Below are 12252 nucleotides of genomic sequence, written 5' to 3' on the forward strand. Positions count from 1 at the left end.
CGTTGTCCATTGTGTTAGTTCGGGTCGGCAGCGGCTTTTAACGTCGTGCTTAGATCCCGGCCGCTGAAAATATAAAGTCGGATTAATAACCAGAACGCAGCGTGCGACAGTCCGGCGATCAAACCAATCCAAAAGCCGGGTGCGCCCATGGCTGGAACCAGCCAATCTTTATAGGCCAGCGCGTAACCCAAAGGAATGCCAATTCCCCAGAATGAAGCCAGCATAATGTACATCGGTATGCGAGTGTCTTTGTATCCCCGCAGGGCGCTGATCGCGACGACCTGTAAGACATCGGCAATCTGAAACATGGCTCCAAATGCCAGCAGCGTAACAGCAACCGCGATGACATCCGCTTCTTTGGTATATACCCCGGCAATGGGTTCAGCGAACAGATACAGCAAGACGGCGTAAAACACGGCGATGGCCAATATCAGTATCACAGAACTGCGTGCCCCCAATTTTGCAGACTGAATATCCCTGGCCCCAATCAGAAAAGAGATACGAATGGTCAGTGCCATGCCTAAACTGAGCGGCACCATAAACAGGATGCTGACCACATTCAGCGCAATCTGATGGCCCGCGACAACGACGGGTCCCAACGAAGCAAGCAGCAAGGCGACCACCGCAAACATCACTGATTCTACAAAGATGGTAAACCCGATCGGGATGCCAAGGTGAAGGATTTCCCGGACCATTCCCCAGGTTGGCAGCATTCTTTGTTCCCAAATATGGAAATTGCGAAACGCCTTATGGTAATGCAGGTAGGTTGACATTAACGCCAGAGTTATCCATTGGGAGATTGCCGTGGCCCAGCCACAACCTATACCGCCCATCGCCGGTAACCCAAATTTTCCAAAAATAAAAATATAATTTAGTGGTGCATTAATGCAGGCAGTCAGAATGGAAAACAGCATAAAGACCTTAGTTTGTCCGATGCCGTCGGTTAACCCGCGCAAGGTTATCAGGATAAAAATTGCGGGTAGGCCAAAGGCAAACGCCGCCAGATAGCCACTGGTGATGGCAGCGGGTTTGTCTGCCAGTTTTATCAAGGTCAATACCGGGTCTATATGAAACAGTAGCAGCATACCAATGCCGGATGCGACGATTGCTATGTACAATGCATTCCAGGTGACCGGCATAACCCGGTGCAGCTGTTTGGCGCCCATGTGACCGGAAATCATAGGTTGTGTGGCGTTCAATATACCCATCATAAACAGAAAGATAGGTACCCACAGGCTGCCACCGATGGCGACGCCCGTTAAGTCTTCGGCGCTCGCTCTGCCAGCCATTACAGTATCGATGACACCATTGGCCATTTGCGCAAGTTGACTGATTAATATCGGTGAACCTAGAGTCAGAATGGTTTTCCATTCGGTCTTCACCCGGGTCAGTAGTGGCAGTCGGGCATCACTGATCGGTTGGTGAGTTTCATCGATGGGGGTGTTGGTCATTTTGCGAAGTCTCTCTCTATGGCTCGCTAGAATAACAAAAAAACCTTTGATTTTATTTCGATTTTTGAGTCATCTCTTTATACTGCCGCGCTTTGTTTTTGTGTGAGTTATAGAAATTGATAACACATCCGCTAGCAGCTGCCCATTGGGAACCAGGTGTAGAGCAATTGTTGGCTGTACTGAATCCTTGGCTTGTCGAGCAATGGCAAACCTGTCTGGTTGCTGCAGTCAATGAACCGTATTACGCTCCTGCGGACGATGCGAACGGCTTACATCAGATCCAGTTTGCTCACGGATACTTTAACAGCGCTTTGCACGAATTGGCTCATTGGTGTGTTGCAGGAGAGCAGCGTCGTTTGTTGCCGGATTTCGGTTATTGGTATGCCCCTGATGGCCGAGACGCTGCGCAACAGGCTGCATTTGAGAAAGTAGAAGTAAAACCGCAGGCCATAGAATGGCATTTTGCCAAAGCCTGTGGTCGTCATTTCCGTGTCAGTGTTGATAACTTGTCGGGTGAACCCACAGACTCAAGACCATTCCAAGAGGGCGTTCGGGTGCAGGCCAATCAATATCTTCGCGATGGATTGCCAGCACGAGCTAATGCGCTGGTGGTATTGATGTGTCAGGCCTATGGCACAGACCGACACAAGTTTCGGTTTCAGTAGATGGCTGATGCAAAAAAAACGCGAGCCTGCGCTCGCGGTTTTTAACTTACACCTCTCAGATTTACTGGGTCAGGCCATCTTGGGCTTCAGCATCTTTTGTTTCAGCGTCTGTTAGTTCTGTTACTTCAGGTGCTTCCGTTCTTTGTTCCGCATGGGGTTCCTCAACGTCGGTTACAGATTGCTTTGCTGCCAGCCATTGTTCGAACAGTTTTATGTCCTTCGCTACCTGTGTAAAAACGACACCGATGACGAAAATGTCATCCAGGTATCCCAGCACCGGAATGAAGTCAGGGATCAGATCGATAGGAGACAACAGGTACATTAAACCAGCCACAATGGCGATGATGCTGGTCACCGGAGCCTCTTTGTAGTCTCCGGATATCCATGCTTTCACCATCTGTACCATTAACTTAAGTTGGTCCCAAACCTGTGCCAGAGGCTCTTTCAGTTCTTTGGCCTTTTCCCATGCGTTTTCGGCTACTTTCTTAACCTTATCCGGATCGTCTATAACGTCTTCGGCTTTCTGTTTCATTTTTTCAAATTGTGCTTTCAGTTTTTCTTCGTTAATCGGGGCGGTCATGGCCATCTCCTTGATTGCGTTCATGATAACTCCAGCATTGCATTTACCGTGCCCACTTGTAGAGCCCGCTATTTTGGGGGTTTCGCGAGTTATGAGTTGATCGGGTGGCGTATTTGACGAAACGATTTGGCGATTATGACAAGTCGCTATCACTCGAAAGTCGACTGCAAAAACACCGGCATTCGAGTAGTCTAGCGAGATCAATTTCAGAGGGGTGTGACGACAACATGAAAGCGGCATTTATCGGATTAGGGGTAATGGGTTACCCGATGGCGGGCCATTGTCAGCGAGCTGGCATTGAGATGACAGTCTATAACCGCACGGCAGCGAAAGCCCAAGCTTGGGCAGCAGAGTTTGGTGGTCAGTGGCAGAAAACACCGCGAGAGGCTGTTCAAAATGCCGATATTGTTTTGGTGTGTGTTGGTAATGATGATGATGTCCGTTCCGTGTTTTATGGTGATGATGGTCTGTTAGCCTCTCTCAAGGCCGGCGCCATTGTTGTCGATCACACCACAACGTCAGCGGAACTGGCGCGAGAGTTAAGCGCTGCCGTAGCACAACACGGAGGTTCATTTCTGGACGCGCCGGTGTCCGGTGGGCAGGCTGGGGCAGAGAATGGTCAATTGTCGATTATGGTGGGTGGTACACCACAGGCCTTCGCAGCAGCAGAACCGGTATTCAAGTGTTACGGCAAGGTTTGGCAATTGTTGGGAGAAGCAGGCAGTGGGCAATTGTGCAAAATGGTGAATCAAGTCTGTATTGCCGGTATTTTGCAGGGATTGTCGGAAGGGCTTGCCTTGGCGCTTAAGTCGGGTCTTGATATCCCAACTGTGCAGCAGGTTCTGGCTGGTGGGGCCGCACAATCCTGGCAGTTGCAGAACAGAGCCTTAACCATGGCCGAAGGTGAGTACGACTTTGGTTTTGCTATTGATTGGATGGTAAAAGACCTTGGTTATTGTTTGCAGGAGGCGCAAAGCAAGGGTGTCGATATGCCCGTCGCCAGCCTGGTCAGAGGGTTTTATCAGGAGTTGCAGAAACAGGGGTTGAATCGCTGCGATACCTCGGTGTTACTGAAGCGGTTGACTGACCAGTAAGGCGCGTGACCTTTGCGGCCCGATCCCTGCGGCACCTGTCATTGTGAATTCGATGTGGGTGCCGGGATTTGCCCGGGAGGCGACTGCAAAAGTCGTGAATAGCTAAAAAATAGGCTACAATCGCGCACCTATTGTCTGGTGGATAGCAAGACGGATAATTTATACGTCAATTGATGCCAGAACGAGCTCTGAAGTTCTGATTTCCAGAGTGTTCATCGCCTGTTTGCAGGTTATTAAACTAAACCCGGGTTTATGGGCTTGCAGTCTACATCGAAAATGACTCGCCCACCCCACAACGAAAGAAGTGATACTACGTGACAAACCAAAATAAACGATACCGCCGTCCCCGCTGGCATATTGCCCAATTCAAAGTTGAAGAAGTTCCCGGTAAAGTTCGTTTCCATGATCTGTTCCTGCCCATTGCTCTGATGCGTGCCATACAGGAAGTGGGCTATGAGTACTGCAGTCCGATTCAGGCCATGACATTGCCCTACGCTTTGGCCGGGCATGACTGTATTGGTAAAGCGCAAACCGGTACCGGAAAAACAGCCGCATTCCTGATTACCGCTATTACCGACCTGCTTGAGCACCGTCTGGAAGAACAATACGTCGGTGAACCCCGCGCATTGATTTTAGCACCAACACGCGAACTGGCACTGCAAATCGCCGAAGACGCGAACTCATTGACCAAATACAGCCGTCTTAAAGTAGCGGCCGTTGTCGGTGGGATGGATTTCGATAAGCAACAGAAGCAATTAACGGAACAGCGGGTAGATATTCTGGTAGCGACACCGGGCCGTTTGATCGATTTTATGAACCGTAAGGCGGTGTTTTTGGATCAGATTGAGATTCTGGTGATTGATGAAGCCGACCGTATGCTGGACATGGGCTTCATTCCAGATATCAAAACCATTGTTCGGGCTACCCCGCGCAACGAAAACCGCCAGACTCTGATGTTCTCGGCAACCTTTTCATACGACATTCTCAACCTTGCTGAGCGATGGACCAATGAGCCCGTGCGCATTGAAGTTGAACCGAAAGTAAAAACGTCGGACGATGTTGAACAGCATGTGTACCTGGTGTCGTCAGATGAAAAATATCACGCGTTGCGTCGTATTGTGTCTCAGGAAGAAGCGGACCGCGTGATGGTATTCGCTAACCGTCGCGATATTGTCCGTGATCTCACTGACAATCTGAAAGCCGATGGTATTGCTTGTCAGGCATTGTCTGGTGAAGTACCACAGAATAAGCGAATCCGTACACTCGACGGCTTTAAAGAAGGCAAATTCAAAGTGTTGGTCGCGACCGACGTCGCTGGCCGTGGTATTCATGTTGATGGCGTGTCGCATGTGATCAACTTTACGCTACCAGAAGATGCTGAAGACTACGTGCACCGCATCGGTCGTACAGGCCGCGCGGGTAAAAAAGGTGTCTCAATCAGCTTTGCCTGTGAAGACGATTCGTTCCAGATTCCGGCTATTGAAGAATACATCAAGCGGAAAATTGAACTGGAACAATTGCCTGAAGAACTGCGGTCTGACGAAGCAGTGGTTGCCTCTGAAAAGGTGAAAGCTCAGGCCAAAGTCGATAAAGCTGAAGCCGAAGCGGTTGCAGACGCTGAAGCTGAAGCTCTGGAAGCGCAGGCCGCTGACGCTCAAGTGCAAGACAACGCTGTCGATGCTGAGCCGGAAGTTGACGGTGAAGCCCCTGTGGGTGAAGTTACCCGGGTTGAAGTCCAAGACTCGGAAGACGGTCCTGAAATTACCGTTGAAGTGTTTGTGCAAGATCCCGAAGATGAAGACGACGAGACTGAGTCGTCGGATGACTCTGAGATTGCCACTGCGTCTGCTTCTGACGATGAAGCCGAACAGAAGAAAGACGAAAAAGGCAACGTTTGACCCCTATGACGTTACGCGTGGTTGCAGATGAAAACATGCCTAACGTCGACGCCTGGTTTGCGCCGATCAGCTCGACGATTGTGCGCAAGCCGGGTCGCTCCTTAACGAGTTCCGACTTGCGCGACGCTGATATCCTGTTGGTTCGATCTGTGACTCAGGTAAACGAGGCGTTATTGGCAGGTACAAACGTTAAGTTTGTCGGCAGCGCTACCATCGGTACCGATCATGTTGACCAACCCTACCTGAACCAACAAAAAATTCCTTTCCATTTCGCGCCTGGTTGTAACGCCCAGTCAGTAGCCGATTGGTTGTTGTCCGTGTTATCCCGCTTGCATCTGGATGCTGACCTTGACTGGTGGAATAAAACCATCGCCATTATTGGTGTTGGTAATGTTGGTCGCAAAGTGGTGGCGTCGCTGAATCGGTTCGGGTGTAACCTTCTGTTATGCGATCCGCTCAAACACGAACAAGGTTTGTTGCCAGAGCATTGTGACCTGAATACCGTATTGAAGTCAGCAGACGTTGTTTGTTTTCACACACCTCATACTCGCACCAGTGATTACCCGACTCATGGGCTGTTAGACGCTGATCGGCTGTCATTAATGAAGCCAGGCGCTTGGTTGATCAATGCGGGCAGGGGGCCTGTCTTTCAGTATCAGCCTTTGTTGGAGGCTGCCCGCGCCGGCTCTGTTAACCTGGTCTTGGATGTTTGGCCAAACGAACCCAGTGTAGAACAAGAGCTTTTGGATCATGTGCATTTGGCGTCTCCGCATGTTGCCGGATACAGTCTGGAAGGCAAATACAAGGGCACGGAGATGTTAGCGCAGGCAGTGAGTTCGGAATTTCATCTGAACCTGACCGCTCAGGTGGCTCCGCCGAAAATTGTACCAATTGATGCGCAGCTCTATCGCCAAGAAGATGTCCGCCGCTGGGCGAGCGAGTTGGTTTTACACGTGTATGACCCTGCGCGTGACACTGTCGCCTTGCGGGCGTCAGTACTGAATGGAGTTGTTTCGGCAGCAACATTTGATGAACTGCGAAAACACTATCCAGAAAGGCGTGAGTTGGCGTCGGTACCCGTCATCAATGTTGACAGTGAGTTAGAGGCCTGGCTGGCTCGGTTCGGTTTTGTCTGTCAGTAGTCAATAAACGGCACCCCAAAATGCTCTCCATTCTCCTACGCATAGCGATCGACGGATTTTTTGGATGTACCTTTAGATATAGTGACGGCGTGCCTGTGCGTTGAGGAGGGATTTTATCAGTGCCTCAACATCATTTGATGTTCCCTGAGTAATTGCGATATGCAATTCATCGATGAACTTCACCCCCCCTTCTACAGCATCGAAACTGGACAGCCAGCGAAAAGCATCGAGCGTTAATACGCAATGATTAAAAGCCGTTTGCCGTTCTATGTCCCCGTAACGGATTAAACCTTCTTCGCTCAGCCACAAAAAAGTATTGAAGCAGGCTAGATGTCGTTCACTGTGCAGACCGTATTCGTCTGGGGTGTCCAACCCGCTGATGTCTTCCACGTACATGGATATCTGTCGCGGAAATGCCCGGTACAGCGACAGCAGAATCCGGGCGGTATCGTTATAAAACTCAGTAATGTGAATATCCAGCATCACAAATCCTGACCTGTTAATCTTGGCGATAAGTACTGAAGAAGCGTTCCATTCGAGCGGTCGCTTCATTCAATACTTCCGTCGGGGGCAGGAACACCATCCGGAAGTGGTCGACGTCGGGGTAGTTAAAACCGCGACCGTGCACCACCAGAATTTTTTCCTGACGCAATAAATCCAGAGCCATTTGTTCGTCGTTGGACAGCGCAAATTTCTTTTTGTCCATTTTGACAAAGAGATATAGTGCACCTTTCGGTTTAACGACAGACAAACCATCGATCGCGTTAATGGCATCAACGGCCAGGTTACGTTGTTCATACATGCGGCCGCCGGGGCTGACCAGATCCTGAATGGTTTGGTAACCACCCAGTGAGGTTTGAATCGCGTATTGCGCCGGAACATTGGGACATAATCGCATACTGGCGAGCATATTAAAGCCCTGAATTAAATCGCTGGCGCGATGCTTGGGGCCGGAAACCAACATCCAGCCGGATCGCCAGCCACAGAGTCGGTAGGCTTTGGACAAGCCATTAAATGTCAGCGTTAAAACGTCTGTCGACAAGGACGACAGGCAATGAAACTCAGCGTCGTCAAAAATGATTTTGTCGTAGATCTCATCCGCGAGAATGATTAGGTTGTTCTGTCGTGCAATGTCGACCAACTCCAGCAACAGTTCTTTGGAGTAAACAGCACCGGTCGGGTTATTGGGGTTAATGATGACGATGGCTCGGGTGCGTGGTGTAATCTTCGCGCGAATGTCGTCTACATCGGGAAACCAATCTGCCTGTTCGTCGCAGGTGTAGTGGACCGCTTTGCCGCCCGAAAGCGTCACCGCACCGGTCCAGAGCGGATAGTCGGGTGATGGGACCAAGACTTCGTCACCGACATTGACGATACCCGTACAGGCTAAATGAATCAGTTCGCTGGCGCCGTTACCGAGGTAAACATCGTCGACTTCAACATTGTGCACGCGTTGCTTCTGATAATGTTGCATCACTGCTTTGCGCGCCGAATAGATGCCCTTGGATTCAGAATAACCTTCTGAATGTGGCAGGTTTTTGATGACATCGGTGATGATTTCATCTGGTGCATCAAAACCGAATGGTTTTGGGTTGCCAATATTCAGTTTTAAAATACGATGACCCTCATCTTCCATACGGGCCGCTTCATCGAGGACCGGTCCGCGGATCTCGTAAAAAATATTGGCCAGTTTGTCGGATTTCAAAATGTCTTTCATGGGTCACTCGTTGGTAAAAGTTAATTTTTGCTGAATTGTTTCAGGGTCAACCATGTTTTTATTGGCAGAATAATGACTAAAATGGGTCATCCACGTCCAAGGAATTTGAGTATAGAGTTTTGGTCGTTTAAATCCTATCGGAGAAGCTGTATGAGTGAAAAAATAATTAAGAGTGATGAGCAATGGCGACAGGAGCTGGATGAAGAGCAATATCTGGTGACGCGGCATGCCCATACCGAGAGACCCTTTACCGGAATGTACTGGGACGAAACAGCGGATGGATTGTATCGGTGTGTTTGCTGTGGAACGCCGTTATTCCGTAGTGAGACAAAATTCGACGCAGGCTGTGGTTGGCCGAGCTTTTACGAGTCACTGGACAAGTCTGCCATTGTCGAGAAGGTCGACCACAGTCATGGCATGGTGCGCACTGAAGTCCTTTGCGCAAACTGTGACGCGCATTTGGGGCATGTTTTTCCCGACGGTCCGGAACCGACGGGCGTACGTTATTGCATAAATTCAGCTTCCCTGAACCTGGAAAAAGACGACGGATGACTTTTGAACAACATTGGCAGAATGCCTTAATGCACCATCAGGATGATGCGTCGATACGGGCACGGTTTCCTTCCGTAGCCTCCGATGCTGAACTGCTGGCGCAGACAGACGCACAATATCTGAGTTTAATTTGCCGACGGGTCTTCCGGGCTGGCATGAAACACTCGGTGGTCGACAGTAAATGGCCTGCTTTTGAAGAAGCGTTTTGGTCCTTCGATCCCATGGCCTGTCAGTTAATCGATGACTCGCGTTTCGAAGAATTGATGCGCAATACCAGCTTAATTCGGCACTGGGGCAAGATGAAAACCGTACCGATCAATGCAATGATGGTCAGTGATATTGCTCGTCAGCATGGCAGTGTTGGAGCATTTCTAGCAAACTGGCCTGAACACGACATTGTTGGACTTTGGCTGTATTTAAAGAAGCATGGCGCCCATCTTGGGGGGGACGGTGCCTCCCGGTTCTTGAGAATGGTCGGCAAAGACACGTTTGTCCTTACCGATGATGTGGTCCGGGCGTTGCAAAACGCCAATGTAGTCAGCAAGAAGCCAACCAGTTTACGAGACCTTAAGCTGACACAGGAATATTTCAACCAGCTTCAGGCAGAATCTGATTTGCCTCTAAGCGCTATCAGCATGGTGCTGGCGTTATCGATCGGTCCGTCCTAAACAGCCGTTGATCAGCATCCACTGCGCTGCGTAATAGGTGATCATGATCCAGTAGCTGCGCAGCGGGATTGGATGGATGAAGCGATCAATCGCAATCAGTGAATCCGAACTGATAAATACCAATGCACCCAAAACAGCCCAGCGGACAGGATAGTGACTCTGAATTGCCATCAGGCCCATAAAAGTGATGGCAATAAGGTAAGCCAATACGGGTATCTGCAAATCGCCCAAATTTGGCAGAAGCCAGAATGCCATCACAAATACATAAAGAATCAGGGCTGACGACATTGGCCACCGATGCGCCAATCCTTGCCAACGGCGAACGAACAGGGTGGCGTAACTTAGCTGTGCCAGTAAAAAAGCGGCAATGCCGATAATAAACAAATCCAGTTCAAGCAACGTATCGCCTGTGGCACTAAATGCCAATGCAAACAATAAAAAGGGTTTCGCTGTTTGGTTAGTGTGTTTGATGACGGCCAATGCCAGAACACCGATTGGAATTATTTTCAATAACCAAGACAGACTGTTGGGGAAAGACAAGCTTGCTAAATAAAGAATGGAGAAGCCCAAAAAGGCGACGGTCAGGTGTTTTTTCATGGTGTGCTTATTATTGTGATTTGGGCGCAGAATTTACGCAATAACCGAACGGATCGCAAATCGAAACGGCTCCCGTTTAGGGAGCCGTTTGAAGAAACGGTGTTAATTCAGAATCAGAAACTCCAATAATGCTTTTTGAGCATGCAGCCGGTTTCCAGCCTGTTCAAAGACTACTGAACGAGGGTCGTCTAGCATATCTTCACTGACTTCTTCACCTCGGTGGGCGGGCAAGCAATGCAGGAATACAGCCTCTTTATCGGCAATGTCCATAAGGGTAGGGGATACCTGATAGTCCTTGAAAGCGGCCATGCGAATTTTAGTTTCTTCTTCCTGGCCCATGCTGGCCCAGACATCGGTCGTAACCAGGTGAGCGCCTTGGGTTGCTTCTTCAACTGAGCTTGTGACCGTAACCCGGTCGCCAGCTTCGTCCAGCAAGCTTTGCATTGGTTCGTAGCCGGTTGGGCAGGCAATATTGAGTTTGAAATCAAACAGCATAGCGGCGTTAATATAACTGTTGCACATATTATTGCCGTCGCCAATCCAAGTCACGGTTTTGCCTTTGATGTCGCCACGGGCCTCCGTATATGCCTGTACGTCCGCAAGTAGCTGACATGGGTGGTAATCATCGGTGAGCGCATTGATCACTGGCACGGAGCTGTATTGCGCGAATTTCGTGATTTTCTCATGCTCAAACGTGCGGATCATTACGGCATCGACCATTTGAGACAAGACACGAGCGCTGTCCTCAATGGGTTCACCACGACCCAATTGCGTATCTCTGGGTGATAAAAAAATCGCACTGCCGCCCAGTTGAGTCATGCCCGCTTCAAATGAAACACGAGTCCGTGTTGACGACTTTTCAAATATCATTCCAAGAACGCGGTTTTTTAGCGATTCGTGAATCGTCCGGCTCTTGTGCAACTGTTTCAGTTCTGTTGCCCGCTTAATGATTTGAATGGCTTCTTGAGAGGTTAAGTCACTCAGTGTTAGAAAATGTCGTATTGACATGCGCAAGCTCCATTTTATTATGGACAGGAAAACTCACAGGCTATCATGCCTTACCTCAGTCCTTCAATGCGGCCTGCGCGCGAATTCAGCTATAAAGCACACCAAAAATTGCAATAAAAAAATGCGAATGGTCCCAAGTGTCTTGAGTTGGACGTTCGTATGTATTTAGCGTGCCATTCAAGTTCTATAGCTAGGCGTGTCTCGCTGTCAATAGTTATTCCATTGACAATAGACGGAACGACGCTAGAGAGCTTGAATGTCGGGCCCGAAGGGGGCTAATGGAAAACACTACTACGGCGTTGCTCTTCTTAAAAAGATTTCGATATTCTCTACCAAGAGCGCCTTGTACTAGCGCTTTCCATTAGCTCTGGACCTATACGAACTTCTGACTCAGGATACTCGCCTTCGTCTCGGTATCTGAATGACGCTTTTTGCGTTGTTGGCTTGGCTGACTCTGGCGTCAGAGACTGAAATCCGTACAATAGGCAAAAATATCTGACTATTTTGGTAGGTTATATGAGCGACACCATCGAAAACATCAAAGAACAACTCAGCAGCAACGACATTTTGCTGTATATGAAGGGTAACCCTAATCAACCAATGTGTGGTTTTTCGGCACGCGCAGTTCAGGCGGTTATGTCCTGTGGTGAACGGTTTGCGTATGTGGATATTCTGCAACACCCAGATATCCGGGCTGAATTGCCAAAGTACGCTCAATGGCCGACTTTTCCACAATTGTGGGTGAAAGGCGAATTGATCGGTGGATGTGACATCATCACCGAAATGTTCGAAAAAGGTGAGCTGCAAGAGTTGATCAAAGAAGCGTCTGCGCCAGCCTGATTCGCGCTAGCTTGCTGATTGCATGTGTTCAAAGAGCCCC

At 49.4% G+C, this 12252-nt stretch carries 12 protein-coding genes and 1 pseudogene; 7 read left to right on the forward strand and 6 right to left on the reverse strand.

Annotated features, from left to right (window positions below; genetic code table 11):
• Positions 1-14: 14 nt before the first annotated feature.
• Entirely contained in the window at positions 15-1451 is a 1437-nt protein-coding gene (locus tag IYN85_RS02825; protein WP_230390446.1) for an MATE family efflux transporter, read from the reverse strand.
• Positions 1452-1618: 167 nt separating this feature from the next.
• Here IYN85_RS02825 and IYN85_RS02830 point away from each other — a divergent pair, with 167 nt between their 5' ends.
• Positions 1619-2116 carry an elongation factor P hydroxylase gene (locus tag IYN85_RS02830; protein ID WP_230390452.1) on the forward strand — a complete coding sequence of 166 codons (498 nt, stop codon included), beginning with the start codon at positions 1619-1621 and terminating at the stop codon, positions 2114-2116.
• Between the two features lie 244 nt (positions 2117-2360).
• Here the strand turns inward: IYN85_RS02830 and IYN85_RS25760 are convergent.
• Positions 2361-2462, reverse strand: a pseudogene (locus IYN85_RS25760) (YkvA family protein); the annotation flags it as partial.
• A 347-nt stretch (positions 2463-2809) separates the two neighbouring features.
• On the opposite strand from IYN85_RS25760, the gene IYN85_RS02840 reads away from it, so the two are divergent.
• The 3 genes from IYN85_RS02840 to IYN85_RS02850 all read left to right on the forward strand — a co-directional run bounded on the left by IYN85_RS02840 (position 2810) and on the right by IYN85_RS02850 (position 6830).
• Positions 2810-3790, forward strand: a complete 981-nt coding sequence (locus IYN85_RS02840; protein WP_255533601.1) for an NAD(P)-dependent oxidoreductase — start codon at positions 2810-2812, stop codon at positions 3788-3790.
• A 314-nt stretch (positions 3791-4104) separates the two neighbouring features.
• Positions 4105-5688 (forward strand): ATP-dependent RNA helicase RhlB, encoded by a 1584-nt coding sequence (gene rhlB / locus IYN85_RS02845; RefSeq protein WP_196157322.1) that lies wholly within the window; start codon positions 4105-4107, stop codon positions 5686-5688.
• Positions 5689-5693: 5 nt separating this feature from the next.
• A complete protein-coding gene (locus tag IYN85_RS02850) occupies positions 5694-6830 on the forward strand; it encodes a 4-phosphoerythronate dehydrogenase (RefSeq protein ID WP_196157323.1) in 1137 nt (378 codons plus the stop codon).
• 72 nt (positions 6831-6902) lie between these two features.
• Here the strand turns inward: IYN85_RS02850 and IYN85_RS02855 are convergent, their stop codons facing one another.
• On the reverse strand, positions 6903-7382 hold the full coding sequence (locus IYN85_RS02855; RefSeq protein ID WP_196158531.1) for a hypothetical protein: 480 nt from the start codon (positions 7380-7382) through the stop codon (positions 6903-6905).
• The gene (locus IYN85_RS02860; protein ID WP_196157324.1) at positions 7330-8547 is read right to left on the reverse strand and encodes a pyridoxal phosphate-dependent aminotransferase; all 1218 of its coding nucleotides are present in this window, start codon (positions 8545-8547) and stop codon (positions 7330-7332) included. The genes IYN85_RS02855 and IYN85_RS02860 overlap by 53 nt, the downstream gene beginning before the upstream one ends.
• 150 nt (positions 8548-8697) lie before the next feature.
• Between IYN85_RS02860 and msrB the strand changes: the two genes are divergently transcribed.
• Together msrB and IYN85_RS02870 are read left to right on the forward strand one after the other, a co-directional pair.
• Positions 8698-9099 (forward strand): peptide-methionine (R)-S-oxide reductase MsrB, encoded by a 402-nt coding sequence (gene msrB / locus IYN85_RS02865; RefSeq protein WP_196157325.1) that lies wholly within the window; start codon positions 8698-8700, stop codon positions 9097-9099.
• Positions 9096-9767 (forward strand): DNA-3-methyladenine glycosylase I, encoded by a 672-nt coding sequence (locus IYN85_RS02870; RefSeq protein ID WP_196157326.1) that lies wholly within the window; start codon positions 9096-9098, stop codon positions 9765-9767. The genes msrB and IYN85_RS02870 overlap by 4 nt, the downstream gene beginning before the upstream one ends.
• Here IYN85_RS02870 and IYN85_RS02875 read toward each other — a convergent pair.
• Together IYN85_RS02875 and argF are read right to left on the reverse strand one after the other, a co-directional pair.
• Positions 9747-10364: a lysoplasmalogenase gene (locus tag IYN85_RS02875; RefSeq protein ID WP_196157327.1), complete on the reverse strand. Its 618-nt coding sequence runs from the start codon at positions 10362-10364 to the stop codon at positions 9747-9749. The genes IYN85_RS02870 and IYN85_RS02875 overlap by 21 nt on opposite strands.
• A gap of 102 nt (positions 10365-10466) precedes the next feature.
• Positions 10467-11372: an ornithine carbamoyltransferase gene (gene argF, locus IYN85_RS02880; protein ID WP_196157328.1), complete on the reverse strand. Its 906-nt coding sequence runs from the start codon at positions 11370-11372 to the stop codon at positions 10467-10469.
• Positions 11373-11888: 516 nt separating this feature from the next.
• On the opposite strand from argF, the gene grxD reads away from it, so the two are divergent.
• Positions 11889-12212, forward strand: coding sequence for a Grx4 family monothiol glutaredoxin (grxD, locus tag IYN85_RS02885; protein WP_196157329.1), 324 nt, complete (start codon positions 11889-11891; stop codon positions 12210-12212).
• Positions 12213-12252: the final 40 nt, after the last annotated feature.

Origin of the sequence: Reinekea sp. G2M2-21, assembly GCF_015687175.1 — a bacterium.
Classification (GTDB): domain Bacteria; phylum Pseudomonadota; class Gammaproteobacteria; order Pseudomonadales; family Natronospirillaceae; genus Reinekea.